The organism is Mesorhizobium captivum, assembly GCF_033977165.1.
GTDB lineage: Bacteria > Pseudomonadota > Alphaproteobacteria > Rhizobiales > Rhizobiaceae > Mesorhizobium > Mesorhizobium captivum.
In genome coordinates this window covers 1-16,995 of sequence record NZ_JAVIJB010000049.1, presented here as the reverse complement: position 1 = coordinate 16,995, position 16,995 = coordinate 1, and the positions used below count along the sequence as shown (strand labels likewise).

The window sequence follows — 16,995 nt, the reverse complement described above, 5'->3', positions numbered from 1 at the left end:
GCGGACCGAACAAACCCCGGCGCTCGCGCCGGGGTTCGTTTGTGCGCCTCACCGCCGCCACGGCGGCTCCGGCGCGAAGCGCTTGCCGATCCAGTCGGCGAAGGCGCGGGTCTTGGCGGCCTGGCCCTTGGCTGAGGGCATGACGACATAGACCGCGCCCTCGTCGGCCAGGGTCCAGTCCTCCAGGATCGGCACCAGCCGTCCGTCGGCGAGCTCGCGTCCGACCAACCAGTCGGTGCTCATCATCACGCCGACACCCTGCACCGCTGCTTCGACCAGCACCTCGGCATCATCGCTGACCAGCGGCCCCGAAACCTCGACGCGCACGCGCCGGCCCTCGCGGTCTGTCATCTCCCAGGCCGGAAAGGTCTGGAAGCCGGTGAAGCCGAGGCAGGAATGTTCGAGCAGCGCTTGCGGCGTTTCCGGCCTGCCCCTTCGGGCAAGGTAGGAGGGCGCGGCGCAGAGCAGCCGGCGCCGCGTCGCCACCTTGCGCGCCACCAGGCGCGAATCCTCCAGGCTGCCCAGCCGGACAGCAGCGTCGAAATTCTCGGCGACGAGATCGGCGAAGCGATTGGAGAACTCGGCCTCGATGCGGACATCGGGGAACTCCGCCAGGAACAGCGGCAAGAGCGGCCCGATCCACATGCGCCCGAATGTGCCGGGCAGCGCCAGCCTGAGCAGGCCGCGCGGCCCGCCGGCTGCATGCGCCGACGCAGCCGCTTCGGCCTCGTCGACCGAGGCGAGGATGGCGCGCACGCGCGGCAGGAATTCCGCGCCGGCCTCGGTCAGCGACACGTTGCGCGTCGTACGGTGGAGCAGCCTGACGCCCAGCCGCTCCTCCAGCGATTGCAGGCGGCGCGACAGAATGGTGGCGTCGCGTCCGACCCGCACGGCCGCCCTGGTGAAGGAGCGCGCCTCGGCGACGGCCGCGAAGGCCGCCATTTCGGCAAGGGCCGCCGGTTCATGGGATTGCTGCATGTTGCGCAATACTCAAATGCAAAGGCCAAGGATTATCGAGGAATAGCGCAGCAGCTAGGTTCACTCAACCCGCCAAACGGCCACCCACGGAGTGAACCCATGAAAGCCATCGAACTGAGCCAACCCAGGTTTGACGCCTTCCGCGCCGCCAATGTCGCCACACCCGAACCGCAGCGCGGCGAGGTGCTGATCCGCCAGCGCGCGGCGAGCCTGAATTTCGTCGATGTCGCTGTGGCGAGCGGCAATTATCCCGGGCCGAGCTTCCCGCTCATTCCTGTCGCCGACGGCGCCGGCGAGATCGTCGCGCTCGGCGAGGGCGTGACGAGGTTCAGCGCGGGAGACCGCGTCGTCGCCCATGCCAAGCCGCGCTGGGTCGGCGGCCGGCCGCGCCCTTACGAGATGACGCAGATGCGCGGCATCTCGCTGCCCGGATCGCTCGCCGAATATGTCGCGCTGCCGGCCAATTCGGTCGTGCCGATCCCGCCGCATCTCTCCTTCGAGGCCGCGGCGACGTTGCCGATCGCAGCCACTACCGCCTGGAACGCGATCCGCGCCGCCGATGTCGGGCCGGGCTCGGTGGTCGTGCTGCTCGGCACCGGCGGCGTCTCGATCTTCACGCTGCAGCTCGCCAAGGCGGCCGGGGCCACCGTCGTCATCACCTCGTCGTCGGACGAGAAGCTGGAGCGGGCCAAGGCGCTCGGCGCCGATCACCTGATCAACTACCGCGCGACGCCGGACTGGGACGGCAAGGTGCTGGAACTGACCGACGGCCTCGGCGCCGACCTCGTCGTCGAGACCGGCGGCTCGGCGACCTTCGCCCGCGCCGTTAATGCCACTGCGCCGGGCGGCACGCTGTTCACCATCGGCTTCGTCACCGGCGCCGAGGCGACCGTCAATCTGCTGCCGATCATCATCAAGGCGCTGAAGGTGACGGGTAACAACACCGGATCGGTCTCCGACCTGCGCGACGCCGCCCGCGCAATCGGCGCTGCCGGGATCGAGCCGGTCGTCGACAAGATGTTTTCACAGAACGAAGCGACCGAGGCCTACACCCACATGGCCGCCGGCGGCCTGCACTTCGGCAAATTGGTGTTCGGGTTGGAGTGGTAGACGCAATCTTCCCAGGGCGCCGGCTCCGGAACTGCCGATCTCCCCCGCGGGGGAGATCACGCGCTCTGGCGCCCACTCCAATACCATTGCCAAAGGCGACGATTGCGCCACCTATTCACCGACGCCAACGAGCCGATGCAGGGAGGCTCAAACCATGACCGACGACGAATCCGCTATCCGGCAGGTGGTCGAAACCTGGATGGCGGCGAGCCGCAAAGGCGATCTGGAGACCGTGCTTGGCCTGATGACGGACGATGTCGTCTTTATGGTTCCCGGTAAGGAACCCTTCGGCAAGGAAGCCTTCGCCGCTGCCTCCAAAGGCATGGGCGAGACGAAGATCGACGGCACCAGCGAGATCGTCGAGCTCAAGCTGCTCGGCGACTGGGCCGTTATCCGCAACCGCATCGAGATGACGGCGACGCCGCCCGGCGGCGAGCCTGTGCGGCGGTCGGGCTATACGCTGACGCTGCTGCGGAAGGAAGGCGATGGGCGCTGGCGGCTGGCAAGGGACGCGAATTTGTTGGCGAGCGCCTGATCTCCCGCTGGGTCTGCTGAGACGCACCCCCCTCTGGCCTGCCGGCCATTTCCCCCTCAAGGGCGGAGATTGGTAGCTTGACCGCCGCCGCTTCTCCTACAACGCCGGCGATTGCCGAAGGCAGCGGAGCGCATGATCTCCCCCTTGAGGGGGAGATGCCCGGCAGGGCAAAGGGGGGGTGCCTCGCGCCACCCTCAGATCAACTTCTCCAGCGTGATCGGCAGATCTCTTACCCGCTTCCCCGTCGCATGGAACACCGCGTTGGCAATCGCCGGCGCGACGCCGACGATGCCGAGTTCGCCGACGCCCTTGCCGCCGAGGGCGGAGGAATGCGGGTCGGGGATGCCGACCGAGATCGTCTCAATGTCGGGGATGTCGGCATTAGTCGGCAGCATGTAGTCGGCGAGGTTGCCGTTGACGATGCGGCCGTGGCGGCGGTCGACGATGCCTTCTTCCAGGAGCGCCTGGCCGATGCCCATGATGATGCCGCCCTTCCACTGGCTTTCGGCCAGCTTCGGGTTGTAGAGCCGGCCGGAATCCAGCGCCGACACCACGCGCGAGACACGCACCGTGCCGAAATCCTCGTCGACGCGCACCTCGACGAAATGCGCGCACCAGGAATGGCGCGAATAGTCGCCCTCGGTGTGCGGCAGCGCCATGGCGATGGTGGTGTAGTTGTTGTAGCGCTGCTCCGGCGTGAAGTTGGCCGGAACGGTGTCGCCCTTGGCCTCGATCCGCTCGCGGCCGACGGCCGATAGCAACTCGGCGATCGACAGCTCCGGCCCATCGCCGCGTGGCGAGGCGATGCGGCCATCCCGCACCACCAGCGTGTTCGCCTGCAGCTTCTGGAAGGGCGAGCGCGGATCGGAGAGCGCCAGCCCGACCAGTTCGTCGAGCGCCTGGCCGGCCGCCTTGTAGACGGCCCCGGTCATGACGCCGGCAAGCCGCGAGCCGCCGGTGACGCCGGCGCGGGCGAGGCGCGAGTCGCCGAGCTTCACCAAGACCTTCTCCACCGGCACGCCGAGCGTCTCGGCGGCGGTCTGCGCCAGGATCGTGTAGGTGCCCTGGCCCATGTCGATGGAGGAGCTTTCGACCTCGACCGAACCGTCGGCGAGTATCTTCACCACCGCCTCGCCATGGGCGCGCCGCACCGGATAGGTGCCGGCCGCCACACCCCAGCCGATGAGTTGGTGGCCGTCGCGCATCGAGCGCGGCGCGGCTGAGCGCTTCGCCCAGCCGAAGGCTTCCGCCCCTGCGGCAAAGGCTTCGCGCAACTGCCTGGTCGACCAAGCCTTCTTCGCATGCGGATCCTGTTCGGCATAGTTGATCAGCCGCATCTCCAGCGGATCGATGCCGAGCTCATGGGCGAGCTCGTCTATGGCGCATTCGATTCCAAAGGCGCTCGGGTTCTCGCCCGGCGCGCGTTTTGCCCCCGGCACCACCGTGTTCACCCGCACCACATTCTGCTTCGAGGAGAAGTTGGGCGTCGCATACATGATCGAGGTCACCGAGCCGAGCGGCTCCACCCACATGCCGTCGACGGCCGTCTCGTTGACGCCGCGATGCACGATGGACTGGATCTTGCCGTCCCGGTCGGCGCCGATCGCCACCGTCTGGCGCGTCGCGGCGCGGCCGCCATAGGAGGTGAAGTTCTGCGGGCGGTTGAGCACCAGCGTCACCGGCCGGTTGAGCATCTTTGCCGCAGCCGCCGCCACCGCGCTATGCGCCAAGGCCAGCGCCTTCGAGCCGAAGCCGCCGCCGATATAGGGCGAGACCAGCCGCACATTTTCGAAGGGAATGCCGAACCATTCGGCATAGGTGCGCGCCATGCCGTCCAGCCACTGGCTGGGCTCCCAGATGGTGAGCGCGTCGCCTTCCCAGCGCGCGATCAGCCCATGCGGTTCCATCGCCGCCTGGAACTCGCGCGGCGTGTTGTAGGCTGCGCAGATGCGCACGGGGGCTTCGGCAAAGGCGGCTTCAGCGTCGCCCCATTCCTTGGTCATGGCGTCGATAGGGATGCCGTCGCCTGCCTTGCCGTCGCTCAGATCGACGATGGCTGGCGTCTCGTCATACCAGACCTTGACCAGCGCTGCCGCCGCCACCGCCTGCTCGAAGGTCTCCGCCACCACGGCCGCGACATGCTGGCCGGAAAAGGTGACCTCGCGAGCGAGCGGGCAGTAGGTTTCAGCGGATGGCGGTCTGCCGAACCAGTCCGATGCGCCCTTCAGCTCCATGATGGTGTCGGGCGTCAGCACGGCGAGCACGCCCGGCGCGGTCTCGGCGGCGCGGGTGTCGATGGCCGTGACTTTGCCGGCGGCAATCGTCGCGCCGACCAGCACGGCATGCGTCAGCCCCTCGAGCTGCTGCTCGACCGCGTAATGGGCGGCGCCGGTGATCTTGGCCGGGCCGTCGACGCGCGACAGCCTTCCGCCGACCGCTTCCAGGCGGGCGCTGTCCGACGCTGCGTGTTTCACGTCATGAACAGTCATGCCGTCTCTCCCAATTTCAGGATGGCGCGCGCGATCACGCGCGGTGCCAATGCGATCTTGTAGTGGTTGGCGCCATGGTCGACAGCGCCCTCCATGGCGAGCTCGCTCGCCTTGCGCACGGTCGCTTCGTCGAGCGGCTTGCCTTTGAGCGCCTGCTCGACTTCGCGCGCCCGCCACGGTTTTGTGGCAACGCCGCCGAGCGCGACGCGGATGTCGCGGACGGTGCGGCCGTCGCTTTCGAGCTCCAGTCCGACGGCGGCGCTTGCCGCTGCGAATTCATAGGACTGGCGGTCGCGCACCTTCAGGTAGGTCGAGCGCCGCGCGACGGCCGAGCCCGGGATCTCTATTCCCGTGATCACCTCGCCGGGACGGATGTCGTGCTCCTGCTCGGCCGTGGCGCCGGGGGCGAGGAAGAAGTCCTCGACCTTGAGCCTCCGTTCGCCGAGATCGACCTCGGCGTCGAAGGCGACGAGCGCGATGGCAAGGTCGCCCGGATAGGTGGCGATGCAGGCCTCGCTGGTGCCAAGCACCGCATGGCCGCGAGTCACGCCGCCGATCGCCGAGCAGCCGCTGCCCGGCGCGCGTTTGTTGCAGGCCGGGAAGTTTTGCGGATCGCGGAAGTACGGGCAGCGCGTGCGCTGCATCAGATTGCCGCCGATGGTGGCCATGTTGCGAAGCTGCGCCGAAGCGGCTTGCCACAGTGCCTCCGACACGGCCGGGAAATAGCTCTTCACTTCGGCATTGTCGGCGACATGGCTCATCCTGGCCAGCGCGCCGATCACCGCGCGGTCGGCGTTTACATCGATCGCGTTCAGCCCTTCGATATGGCTGATGTCGATGACGACAGAGGGTTCGGCGACGCCGCATTTCGCGAGGTCGACCAGCGTCGTGCCGCCGGCAAGCAGCACGGCGCCGGGGAGGGCGGCCGCATTGCGCGCGGCCTCGACGCTGTCGGCGCGAAGATAGGAAAAGTCTCTCATGAGCGGAGCTCCTTGGCTGCCTGGCGGACGGCCGCGACGATGTGCGGATAGGCGCCGCAGCGGCACAGATTGCCGGCCATGTATTCGCGGATCTCCTCGTCGGAGCCGGCGTGGCCCTCGCGGATGCATGCCACCGCCGACATGATCTGCCCCGGCGTGCAATAGCCGCACTGGAAGGCGTCCTGTTCGAGGAAGGCGGCCTGCACGGCGTTGAGCGTGCCGTCCCCGTCGGCAAGCCCCTCGATGGTGGTGATCTCGCGGCCCTCGACCTGCGCTGCCAGCGTCAGGCACGCGAGCACGCGTTCGCCGTCGACATGGACGGTGCAGGCGCCGCACTGGCCCTGGTCGCAGCCTTTCTTTGTCCCGGTGAGAGCGAGCCGGTCGCGCAGCGCGTCGAGCAGCGTCACGCGCGGCTCGACCTCGAGCGCATGGTCGTGGCCGTTGATGGTGAGGTGGATGGAGAGGGTGGTCGGGCTGGGCTGGCTGGTTGAGCCGCTGGCGGCATCGCCATTCCTGAAATGGCCGTCTTCGGGAGGATCGATGATGGTCTGGCTGGTCATGAGGCGTCGGGCTCCAATTGCTGGACGCTAGGGGGATGGAAATGGCGCCCCGGGGGGATGGGGCAAGGGCAACGTCTGAGGAAGGGCGAGGGCGTGGAAACTGCCAATCTCCCCCCAAGTGGGGGAGATGCCCGGCAGGGCAGAGGGGGCGCGAAGGAACGAGGCGTTTGCGACTTACTTTTCTCGAAGGAGACATCTTCCGAGGAAGCGCCTATCAGGAATTGAGAGGCTGGCGGGACAGCGCCCCCCTCTGGCCTGCCGGCCATCTCCCCCACTTGGGGGGAGATCACGCTCTCATCAACACGTGACATACCGCTTCCCCTGATTATATGATAAAGCTGCTCCACTAAAACGGAGGCGCCTCCGTTTATTTACTTGGGGGCTGGGCCGCCTTGGTTCAACCCCATATTGCGAGAGTGGAGAAAAAACTGTCCGACCAGCCGCCAGAGACTGCTGAAAGGCCGGAAGCGCCGGCACAGAAGCCGCTGCGCGCCGATGCGAAGCGCAACCGCGACAAGCTGGTCGAGGTGGCGGCGCAGGCTTTCGCGGCCGACGGCGTCGATGCCTCGCTGGAGGAGATAGCGAAGCGGGCAGGGGTCGGCATCGGCACGCTCTACCGGCATTTCCCGACGCGTGAGCACCTGGTCGAGGTGGTCTATCGCCGCGAGGTGGAAGGGCTCTGCCAGGCGGCCGACGAACTCGCCCGCGATCATCCAGCCGACGTCGCGCTGGAACTCTGGATGCAGCGCTTCGTCGACTATATCGCCACCAAGCGCGGCCTGGCCACAAGCCTTCGCATCCTGCTCACCACCAACTCGACGCTGTTCTCCGACACCTCGGGCCGCGTCTCGCAGGCCATGCGGCGCCTGATCGAAGCGGCCGCCGCATCAGGCAAAATCCGCGGCGACGTCGACGCCTCGGATGTGATGCATGCGCTCGGCGGCATCTACTCCGCCCCCAACACGCCCGACTGGCGCGAGCGCTCGGGCCGGCTGGTGAAGCTCTTGATGGATGGCTTGCGGTTCGGGGCGAAGGGTTGAGACGCTGGAACTGCTGATCTCCCCCCTTGTGGGGGAGATGGCCGCGAAGCGGCCAGAGGGGGTCGCCTCACGTAGAGCACCAATCTCGTCTGGCGCCGCAAAGAGCGCTGGCGCTTCACGCGCAGCGACCCCCTCTGTCGCCTTCGGCGACATCTCTCCCTCAAGGGGGGAGACTAGCAGCGTCATCGACTCGCATTCATCGAGCCGCGGCCTACATAGGCGGGGCCAACCCACCGCGCAGAAGGAACCACCCATGCCTGAACAGCTGACATTGAACGACGGCTCGACCATTCCCCAGATCGGCCTAGGCGTGTGGCAGGTCGACCCGGATATCACGTCACAAGTCGTGCGCTGGGGGATCGAGGCCGGCTATCGCCTGATCGACACCGCCGAGGGCTACCGCAACGAGGGGGGCGTGGGCGAGGCGATCCGCGCCGCAGGCGTGCCGAGGGCTGAGCTGTTCATCACCTCGAAGCTGCGCAACGGCGCGCACCAGCGCGATGCGGCGCTTCGCTCCTTCGACGACACGATGCAAAAGCTCGGCATCGACCAGATCGACCTCTTCCTCATCCACTGGCCGGTGCCCAGCCAGAACAAATATCTCGAGGCTTGGAAGACGCTGGTCGAGCTCAAGCGAGCCGGCCGTATCAAGTCGGTTGGTGTCTCGAACTTCAACCAGGATCATCTGGAGCGCATCATCGGCGAGACCGGCGTGACGCCGGTCGTCAATCAGATCGAATTGCACCCGCGCTTCCAGCAGCGCGACAGCAGAGACTTCCACAAGAAGCACGACATCAGAATAGAAAGCTGGAGCCCGCTGGGCAGCGGCCGGCTGCTCGCCGACCCGACGCTGGAAGGCATTGCCAAGAAGCATGGCAAGTCGGTGGCCCAGGTTATCATCCGCTGGCACCTGCAGGAGGGACTGGTCGTCATCCCGAAGTCGATCCACCAGGAGCGCATCGCCGGCAATTTCGACGTCTTCGATTTCGAACTGGATGCGGGTGACACGCAGACCATCCGCGGCATGGACTCCGCCGACGGCCGCACCGGGCCCGATCCGGCGACGGCGGCGTTTTTGTTCTGAGGCGTTGAAACAGCCAATCTCCCCCCTTGCGGGGGAGATGCCCGGCAGGGCAGAGGGGGGTGCTGTCCCGCCAGCCTGTCAATTCTTGGCAGTCCCACATTCACCCTGTCGGTGCACGGCCGTCCGGCCAACGGTAGCGTTCCTTCGCACCCCCCTCTGGCCTGCCGGCCATCTCCCCCGCAAGGGGGGAGATTAGCGGCTTCGGCGCCCCGCCTTCTCCCACAAGGGGACAAGGGAGCGCCTCGCCTAAATCCCCTCGCCGTCCACCAGCGGTACGTCATCGCCCTCCCATGGGCTCGGCATCGACGCGCGCCCGGCGGTGGGCAGCGGCATCCAGCATCTGAGCTCCGGCTCGGCATATTCGACCACGCGGCCCGGCGAGGAGTCGGACGCCCGCCAGCCTTCCTCGCCGAACTGGTCGGCGCGCGACCAGTAGGCCATGTCGACCTCCGCCGGTCCCTGCTCGGACGAGCGCACCGTGACCAGGATGCGGCTGCCGTCCCTCGGCGCGCTCGCCATGTTGCGCCAGTGGTCGGTCTCGTCCATGGGGATTCCTCCTGCTCAAAGCAATTCCAGAAAAAGTGCGCAGCGGTTTTTCGTTCGGAATTGCGGGGGAACGAATAACCAATTCCAGGAAAAGTGTGCGGCGGTTTTCCGTCCGGAATTGCGTCAAAACGAAATGCCTTTTGGCAATAGTCGCCGCCCGCCGGGGAGGGGTCAACCCGAACTTGGCGCAAGACAGAAATATCATTCAGAGCTAATATGTTGTCGACCGCAATCGGATAGACGACATGGACGAAGGATTGCTGTCTCAAGCCACACGTCTCGGGCCGGTCCATCTCAGGGTGACCGATATCCCGGCGGCTCTGACTGTCTGGCGCGACACGCTTGGACTCGAGCCGATCGGCGAGGACAGTGCCATGGCGGAACTCGGCGCCGGCGGCCGCACGCTGATCGTGCTCCATGCCGGAGCGCAGTTGCCCCTGCCGCAGAAATCGCGCGATCTTTTCCATGTCGCCATCCATATGACGACGCGCCGCGATCTCGCCCATGCCGTCGCCCGCCTCAAGGCGTCAGGCTTGCGGTACAGCGCTCAGGATCACCTGGTCTCGGAATCGCTCTATGTCTCCGATCCGTCCGGCAACGGCATCGAGATCTGCTTCGACACGCCGGAGCGCTTCCTGCGCCGGGAAGTGTCGGCCGACGGCCGGGTGGCGCTGATCGCCACCGACGGCAGCACGCATTCCGGGCTCGAGCCGCTGGACGTCCCGGGCCTGCTGCGCGACCTCGGCAATTCCGGCCATGTCGAGCCGAGGATGGCCGCGGACGCCTTCATCGGTCACATCCATATGCGCGCCCGCGCCCCGGAGCAGCTTATGGAATTCTATGTCGGCGTGCTCGGCTTCAAGCCGCATATCCAGTCCAGGACCTTCGGCATGTTCGACTGCGGCACCGGGCGCCGGGCGCATATGATCGCTTTCAACATCTGGGCGCGCGACGAGCTGCGCGAGCCGCCGCCGAATGCGGCCGGCCTCGACCATTTCACGGTCGAGCTTGCTTCGGCAGAAGAGCTTGCCGCTGTCGCGTTGAGGCTCGACGCCGCCAATGTGCCTGCGAAAAAGATCGGCGACGCGATCGACATAGCGGATCCGGAGGGCAATCGCTCGCGGCTCGTGGTTCAGGGAGGGTGAGTTCAAAAGCAATTCCAGGAAAAATGTGAAGCGGTTTTCTGTCCGGAATTGCGCAAAACAAATAGTTTGAAGAGGGGAAAAATGACAATCAGGGTGATAGGAACCGGCTTCGGCCGGACCGGCACGGATTCGATGCGCGAGGCGCTGACGATGCTGGGCTTCGGCCCTTGCCATCACATGTCGGAAGTCACGGCGCATGACGAGCAGAAACGGCTCTGGCGGGCATTGGCCAAGGGCGCTGCGCCGGACTGGAACAGGCTATTTGCAGCCTATAAATCCTGCGTCGACTGGCCGTCGGCGCATTATTGGCGCGAGTTGATCGAAGCCTATCCCGAGGCGCGCGTCATCCTCACCTGGCGCTCGCCCGAAAGCTGGTGGGAGAGTTTCCAAAAGACCATACTGCCGGCCATCGCCGACAGCCGGGATCAGGAGTCGCTGGGCATTTCGCTCGTCTCGAAGCAGGTCTTCGGCGGCCGCCCGCATGACCGCGCGCATGCGCTTGCCGTTTACGAGGCCAATGTCGAGGCGGTGCTCAACACCGTGCCGGCCAAGCGCCTGCTGGTCCACAAGCTCGGCGATGGCTGGGAGCCGCTCTGCGCCCATCTCGGCGTCCCGGTGCCGGCCGAGCCCTATCCCAACCGCAACACCACGAAGGAGTTTCGCACGGCGCTTTCGTTGAATTGAGGGAGGAGTAGGGCAGTAGGGCATAGACAATGAGTCAAAAATGCGCGGCGTCCGTGCAGTCTGTTCTTCCTCCTACTGCCCTACTCCCCTTCCACCGGAAGGAACACGACCATGACCCACTCCGACACCACCTTCCTGACCGCCAGGCAACTGGCAGCGGCGATCCGCGACAGGAAAGTCAGCGCCGTCGAGGCAATGGAGGCGCAGCTTGCCCGCATCGCGCTGGTCAATCCGCTCCTCAACGCCATCGTCACCTTCGACGAGGAGGCGGCCCGCGCCGGCGCAAGAGCCGCCGACCTGGCGACCGCGCGCGGCGATGCCGTCGGCCCGATGCATGGCGTGCCGATCACGCTGAAGGACGGGCACGCCACCGCGGGCATGCGCACCACCGTCGGCCTGGAGGCCTTTGCCGACCATGTTCCGACAACAGACAGCACCATCGCCGCGCGGCTGCGCAAGGCCGGCGCCATCATCATCGGCAAGACCAACGTGCCGCCGAGGCTGCGCGACCTGCAGACCTCCAACCCGATCTTCGGCCGCACGGTCAATCCCTGGGACGTCACCCGCACGCCCGGCGGCTCCAGCGGCGGCGCCGCTGCGGCAGTGGCCGCGGGGCTGGTGCCGCTGGAGATCGGCAGCGACGCCGGCGGCTCGATCCGCGTGCCGGCGCATCTCACCGGTATCTGCGGCTTCAAGCCGACGCAGGCGACCGTGCCGATTACCGGCAGCTACGCCGATCCGCCCGACATGCCGCGCTCTTTCCGCCTGCTGTTCGACATCGGGCCTTTAGCCCGCGACGTCGATGATCTCATCCTCGCCCACCGTCTCATCGCTGGCGCCGACGGCTTCGACACCGAAGTGCCGCCGGTGGCGATCGACGAGGCGCCGGAGCCGCCGCTCGGAGAGCTCAAGGTGGCGTTCGCGCCCGAATTCCCGGGCGTGCCGACCGCGTTCGACATCGCCGAGGCGATTGCAGGTTTCGCAGGCGCGATCGAGGTCGGCGGCGCGCGGGTGGGAGAGACCTTGCCGCGGCACGATTTCGTAGCCGAGCGGGCGCTGTTTTCCGATCTCATCACCTGGTACTCAGAGGTCTTCCGGCAGCCGCGCGAAGTCTCGCCCTCGCTGGCGGCCTATCTCGAGGCGCTCAACCGACGCGACGAATTCATCTGCGCCTGGGAGCGCTTCTTCGACGACTGGGACGTGCTCGTCTGCCCGGCGATGATGTGCACCGCCTTCCGCCATCGCGAGATGGGGGCGCCGATCCCCGTCGACGGCGTCGAGACGCCCTACTGGAGCGCGCTGAGCCATGCCTGCCGCTTCAACCTGACTGGACATCCGGCCGCCGTCCTTCCGATCGGCCTCGACCGGGAGGGCCTGCCGATCGGCGCTCAGCTCATTGGCCGCCGCCATTCGGACATGAAGCTGCTCGCCGCCGCCAAGGCGCTGGCGCGCTTGACCGACGGTTTCGTCGGGCCGCCGGGATTGTGAGGCGGCGCTTTATACGACGCTGGACCGCTCACACATGCACGTCGCCGAACGACAACTCGCCGTCGTCGGCGCTGATCAGGAAAGCTGCGGCGAGCATGCCGATATAGAACACTACCACACCGCACACCACGACAATGCCGGGGATAGGACCGAGGGTCGCCACCCGGAAGGTGTCGATGAGCGAGGCGCCGAAGCCGATCGGCGAGCCTTCGCGCGACAGGCTCGGCGTGGTGATCTTTAAGACCCAGGCGAGCATCAGGATCGTGTACATGAAGACGTAGTTGCGGCGTAGCCGCCTGATCAGCGCCGAACGCTGCGAGATGAGGAAACGCGGCGAGCGCAGGCCTTCGCCGAGTATGGCCAGCCAGTTGGAGGCGTAGTCCGCCTGTGGCGAAAAAATCTGCGCGAAATAATAGCGCTCGAACTGGCGCACCCGCGCCCGGTAGACGTCGAAGAAGCGGTAGCGCCGCGCCTCGATCCACAGCAAGAGCGTGATCAGCAACATGGCAAAGAGCAGCACGCCGTGGTGGGCGCTCGGCGTCGATAGCGATACCGAAAGCATCGCCGCGACGACCGTGATCGACCAGTTGCTGGTGCGATCGAGCCGGTCGCGCCAGCCGGCCATGCGTGCGATCTCGGCGCGGTGGAAATGCGACATGGTGGTTGCGAATTCGGATGAGGTCAGGTTCAGCGCGGACGCATCAGACCCTCGCGGCGCGGCGGCCGCCTCGGTTGGCTTTATCGTCTGGACCTGCGACATCCCCTTGCCACGCGCCTTCCGCCGTGGCCGGCCGAATGAGCCGGCCACACCCCATATAACACAATGTGCGGCGGGCAAAAATGTTCCCGCCCTTTCAGGCGGATAAGTCAGGATGCGATGGGACGCTATGCCCGTTTTGAAGCCGCCGGAAACGGCACCACTTCGGCCTCGGGCCGGGCATATTGGGCGGTCGCGACCGCCTCGATCACGAGGTCGAGCGCCGCAAGTGCCGTGCGGCTGGTTTCATCGTCGCCGCGCAGATAGTGGCAGGCCCTGTCGAGGTGCAGGTGGGCGGCGGCAAAGTCGCTTTTCATTAGCTTCTCCTTATTGCCCGCCGTGTCTCGAACATGCGCGAGTCGCTTTACGCAAACGCAAACATCCACAGCCGCATTTGAATAGAATTTTACGCTGCAACTGACTTGGCAGAAGGCGTGCGGCGATGGTGATCTCCCCCACAAGGGGGGAGATTGGCAGCTCCCGCGCCCCGTGCAACCGAAGCCCGCGCGAAACCGTTATGGCCAGACATAATCGAGGGGTGCAGAAATTGTCATTCATGCTTAATCGGCGCTGGACGATCGCGTTCGCCGCGGCGGCGCTTGCGCCGGTGCCGGCCGTCGCCTTCGCCGCCGAGAAGAGCGGCATGTCCGGCGAAGGCATCTTCGTTCTCGAAGTCATCCTGCTGCTCGTCGTCGGCCGCGGCATCGGCGAATTGCTGGAGCGCCTCGGCCAGCCGGCGGTGATGGGGCAGCTGATCGGCGGTATTCTGCTCGGGCCTTCGCTGCTCGGGTGGCTGTGGCCGGCGGCCGAGCGCGTGGTCTTTGCCGGCGATGCCGCGCAAAAGTCGATGATCAACGCCATCGCCCAGCTCGGCGTTTTGATGCTTCTCCTGCTCACCGGCATGGAGACGGATCTGCGGCTGGTGCGCCGCGTCGGCCGCGCCTGCTTTTCCATCTCCGCGGCTGGCGTCGCCCTGCCATTCGTACTGGGTTTCGTCGCTGCGCAATTCATGCCGGACACGCTGCTCGCCGCAGGCGGCGAGCGCGTCGTCGCCGGCCTATTCCTCGGCACTGCGCTGTCGATCTCCTCGGTCAAGATCGTCGCCATGGTGGTGCGCGAGATGAACTTCATGCGCCGCGACCTCGGCCAGGTCATTGTCTCCTCGGCCATCATCGAAGACACGATCGGCTGGGTGATCATCGCCATCACCATCGGCATCGCCACCCATGGCCGCATCGAGGCCGGCAGCTTAGCCTTCACGTTGGCCGGCGTCGCCCTCTTCATGGCCTTTTCCTTCACGCTCGGCCGCCGCATCGTCTTTGACGCCATCCGCTGGACCAACGACACCTTCCGCTCCGAATATGCCGTCGTCACCGTCATCCTCGCCATCATGGGCGCCATGGCGCTGATCACCGACCTGATCGGCGTCCACACCGTGCTCGGCGCCTTCGTCGCCGGCATATTGGTCGGCGAGTCGCCGATCCTGTCGCGCCACATCGAGGGGCAATTGCGCGGTGTGATCACCGCGCTCTTCATGCCGGTCTTCTTCGGCGTTGCCGGCCTCTCGGCCGACCTCACGGTGCTCATGGATCCGCAGCTCGCGTTGCTCACCGTGGCGCTGGTGGCGATCGCCAGCATCGGCAAGTTCGGCGGCGCCTTCATCGGCGCGGAAGTCTCGGGCATGAGCCGCGCCGAGGGCATCGCGGTCGGCTGCGGCATGAACGCGCGCGGCTCGACCGAGGTCATCGTCGCCTCGATCGGCCTGTCGATCGGCGTGATCTCGCACACGCTTTTCACCATGATCCTCACCATGGCCGTCATCACCACTTTGGCCATGCCGCCGACGCTGCGCTGGGCGCTGGGCCGGCTGCCGATCGGCGAGGCGGAGAAGAAAAGGCTGGAGCGCGAGGAGGTCGACCAGCGGGGCTTCATCGCCAATCTGGAGCGGCTGCTGGTGGTGGTCGACGAGGGCGTGGTCGGCCGCTTCGCCGCCTACCTTGCCGGCGTGATCGGCGCCGGCAAACCGATGACGGCGCTGCATGCCAGCGGCGAAAGCGACGCCGAGCCCGGCGAGGCGGCGCATCTTGACGAGATCGAGAAGGGTGCCGAGGAGGGCCGCGAGGCGGCGAAGGAAGCCGACGAGGAGCCGGCGCGTGAAGCGCCGCTCACACGCCGCCGGCACGAGGCGCCGCTCTCGGCCGAGGCGGTCGCCAAGGAAGCGCGCAAGGGCTATGGCATGCTGCTCATCGGCCTCGGCCGCGCATTGACCGCGAAGGGCGGCTTCTCGCGCCGGCTCAACGAAATCGCTGGCGCCTTCGACGGACCGCTCTGCCTGGTGCTGAAAGCGACGAGCGCCGGCCGGCATATGCCGAGGCTCGGTCCGCAGTCAGGCCGGATCCTGGTGCCGGTCAACGGCACGTCGGTCGCCCGCCGAGGCGCCGAACTGGCGCTTGTCATTGCCGCCGTCACCGGCGCGCCGGTCAAGATGCTTTATGTCGCGCGGGTCAGCCGCGACGAGCCGCGCGACACCGTCTCGCATCGCCGCAGGGAGGCTGTGCTGAAGGACATCGTCGCGCTTGCCGACCGCTATGGCGTCGAGATCGAGACCGCCATCCGCTCAAGGGCCGCCGCCGCCGATGCCATTGCCCGCCAGGCCGGCAGGAACGTGGCGTTGATCGTCATGGGCGTGGCGCGCCGGCCGGGCGACGAGCTCATCTTCGGCGAGACGACGAGCGGCGTGCTGCAGCGCTGCCCGTGCCCGGTGGTGCTGATCTCCGACGCGCGCCTGCGCCGCGACGACGAGGGCAGGGAGGCGCTAAGGTCGGGGACGGGTACGGGGTAGGCGATTAGCCAATCTCCCCCCTTGTGGGGGACATTGGCGCTCCAGAGCATTGCTTCAAAATCCCTTTGGATCGGCTATCCTCGCCGCTGAGGAGGCAGCGATGAGTTTCAGCACAAAACCTCTCGACATGACCACCTGGCCGCATTTCGCCGCGCTGGTCGAGCGGCACAATGGCGTGTGGGGCGGCTGCTGGTGCATGGCCTTTCACGCCAAGGGCGTGGGCGCCGCCGGCAACCGTGCCGCCAAGGAGGCCTTGGTGCGCGAGGGCCGGGCGCACGCCGCGCTCGTCTTCGACGGTCCGGACTGCGTCGGCTGGTGCCAGTTCGGGCCGACCGCCGAGCTGCCGCGCATAAAACACCAGCGCGCCTATCGCGAGGAACTGACGGCGCTGCCGGACTGGCGCATCACCTGCTTCTTCTCCGACAAGGCCCGGCGCGGCAAAGGCGTGGCCGCGGCGGCGCTTGCCGGCGCGCTGACCGAGATCGGCCGCCTCGGCGGCGGCTCGGTGGAAAGCTATCCCGAGGACGCTGAAGGGCGTTCGGTTGCCGGCGCCTTCCTGCACAACGGCGCGCTGGCGATGTTTGAAGCGCAAGGTTTTTGCCGCAATCGCAGGATCGGCAAGTATCGCTGGGTGGTCGAGAAGATGGTGGCGGCGGAAGGCGGTTAGCGATCTCCCACCCTACTCCTGCCTGTTTGGACCGGGGACATCGCGAACAGGTGTGCGAGGACATCGCGAACAGTTTTGCATGCTATCGGG

At 66.7% G+C, this 16,995-nt stretch carries 16 protein-coding genes; 9 read left to right on the top strand and 7 right to left on the bottom strand.

Annotated elements, in window-relative coordinates; translation table 11 throughout:
* Positions 1-48: 48 nt before the first annotated feature.
* Entirely contained in the window at positions 49-978 is a 930-nt protein-coding gene (locus tag RFM40_RS28850) for a LysR family transcriptional regulator (protein WP_320228638.1), read from the bottom strand.
* 99 nt (positions 979-1,077) lie between these two features.
* Here RFM40_RS28850 and RFM40_RS28845 point away from each other — a divergent pair, with 99 nt between their 5' ends.
* Both RFM40_RS28845 and RFM40_RS28840 read left to right on the top strand, forming a co-directional pair.
* Complete coding sequence (locus RFM40_RS28845) at positions 1,078-2,088, top strand: zinc-dependent alcohol dehydrogenase family protein (protein WP_320228639.1); 1,011 nt, start codon at positions 1,078-1,080, stop codon at positions 2,086-2,088.
* A gap of 154 nt (positions 2,089-2,242) precedes the next feature.
* Entirely contained in the window at positions 2,243-2,623 is a 381-nt protein-coding gene (locus tag RFM40_RS28840) for an SgcJ/EcaC family oxidoreductase (protein WP_320228640.1), read from the top strand.
* Between the two features lie 194 nt (positions 2,624-2,817).
* On the opposite strand, the gene RFM40_RS28835 is transcribed toward RFM40_RS28840, so the two are convergent.
* The 3 genes from RFM40_RS28835 to RFM40_RS28825 are packed head-to-tail and all read right to left on the bottom strand — an operon-like array spanning position 2,818 to position 6,550.
* Positions 2,818-5,112, bottom strand: coding sequence for a xanthine dehydrogenase family protein molybdopterin-binding subunit (locus RFM40_RS28835; RefSeq protein WP_320228641.1), 2,295 nt, complete (start codon positions 5,110-5,112; stop codon positions 2,818-2,820).
* Complete coding sequence (locus tag RFM40_RS28830) at positions 5,109-6,092, bottom strand: FAD binding domain-containing protein (RefSeq protein WP_320228642.1); 984 nt, start codon at positions 6,090-6,092, stop codon at positions 5,109-5,111. Before RFM40_RS28830 ends, RFM40_RS28835 begins: the two co-directional genes overlap by 4 nt.
* Positions 6,089-6,550, bottom strand: coding sequence for a (2Fe-2S)-binding protein (locus tag RFM40_RS28825; protein ID WP_320228691.1), 462 nt, complete (start codon positions 6,548-6,550; stop codon positions 6,089-6,091). The genes RFM40_RS28830 and RFM40_RS28825 overlap by 4 nt, the downstream gene beginning before the upstream one ends.
* Positions 6,551-7,068: 518 nt before the next feature.
* On the opposite strand from RFM40_RS28825, the gene RFM40_RS28820 reads away from it, so the two are divergent.
* A complete protein-coding gene (locus tag RFM40_RS28820) occupies positions 7,069-7,692 on the top strand; it encodes a TetR/AcrR family transcriptional regulator (RefSeq protein WP_430691744.1) in 624 nt (207 codons plus the stop codon).
* 253 nt (positions 7,693-7,945) lie between these two features.
* Positions 7,946-8,776: an aldo/keto reductase gene (locus RFM40_RS28815; RefSeq protein ID WP_320228643.1), complete on the top strand. Its 831-nt coding sequence runs from the start codon at positions 7,946-7,948 to the stop codon at positions 8,774-8,776.
* A 246-nt stretch (positions 8,777-9,022) separates the two neighbouring features.
* On the opposite strand, the gene RFM40_RS28810 is transcribed toward RFM40_RS28815, so the two are convergent.
* On the bottom strand, positions 9,023-9,322 hold the full coding sequence (locus RFM40_RS28810; RefSeq protein ID WP_292303844.1) for a hypothetical protein: 300 nt from the start codon (positions 9,320-9,322) through the stop codon (positions 9,023-9,025).
* A 245-nt stretch (positions 9,323-9,567) separates the two neighbouring features.
* On the opposite strand from RFM40_RS28810, the gene RFM40_RS28805 reads away from it, so the two are divergent.
* The 3 genes from RFM40_RS28805 (at position 9,568) to RFM40_RS28795 (ending at position 12,639) form a co-directional block, all read left to right on the top strand.
* Positions 9,568-10,467, top strand: coding sequence for a VOC family protein (locus RFM40_RS28805; RefSeq protein WP_320228644.1), 900 nt, complete (start codon positions 9,568-9,570; stop codon positions 10,465-10,467).
* A gap of 81 nt (positions 10,468-10,548) precedes the next feature.
* Positions 10,549-11,151 carry a sulfotransferase family protein gene (locus tag RFM40_RS28800; protein ID WP_320228645.1) on the top strand — a complete coding sequence of 201 codons (603 nt, stop codon included), beginning with the start codon at positions 10,549-10,551 and terminating at the stop codon, positions 11,149-11,151.
* A gap of 111 nt (positions 11,152-11,262) precedes the next feature.
* Positions 11,263-12,639, top strand: coding sequence for an amidase (locus tag RFM40_RS28795; protein ID WP_320278696.1), 1,377 nt, complete (start codon positions 11,263-11,265; stop codon positions 12,637-12,639).
* Positions 12,640-12,667: 28 nt separating this feature from the next.
* Here the strand turns inward: RFM40_RS28795 and RFM40_RS28790 are convergent, their stop codons facing one another.
* Together RFM40_RS28790 and RFM40_RS28785 are read right to left on the bottom strand one after the other, a co-directional pair.
* Entirely contained in the window at positions 12,668-13,399 is a 732-nt protein-coding gene (locus RFM40_RS28790) for a DUF2270 domain-containing protein (protein ID WP_320228648.1), read from the bottom strand.
* 125 nt (positions 13,400-13,524) lie between these two features.
* The gene (locus tag RFM40_RS28785; RefSeq protein ID WP_278075667.1) at positions 13,525-13,713 is read right to left on the bottom strand and encodes a hypothetical protein; all 189 of its coding nucleotides are present in this window, start codon (positions 13,711-13,713) and stop codon (positions 13,525-13,527) included.
* A gap of 239 nt (positions 13,714-13,952) precedes the next feature.
* Here RFM40_RS28785 and RFM40_RS28780 point away from each other — a divergent pair, with 239 nt between their 5' ends.
* Together RFM40_RS28780 and RFM40_RS28775 are read left to right on the top strand one after the other, a co-directional pair.
* Positions 13,953-16,238 (top strand): cation:proton antiporter domain-containing protein, encoded by a 2,286-nt coding sequence (locus RFM40_RS28780; protein WP_320278695.1) that lies wholly within the window; start codon positions 13,953-13,955, stop codon positions 16,236-16,238.
* Positions 16,239-16,338: 100 nt separating this feature from the next.
* Positions 16,339-16,905 (top strand): hypothetical protein, encoded by a 567-nt coding sequence (locus RFM40_RS28775; RefSeq protein ID WP_320278694.1) that lies wholly within the window; start codon positions 16,339-16,341, stop codon positions 16,903-16,905.
* Positions 16,906-16,995 lie beyond the last annotated feature (90 nt).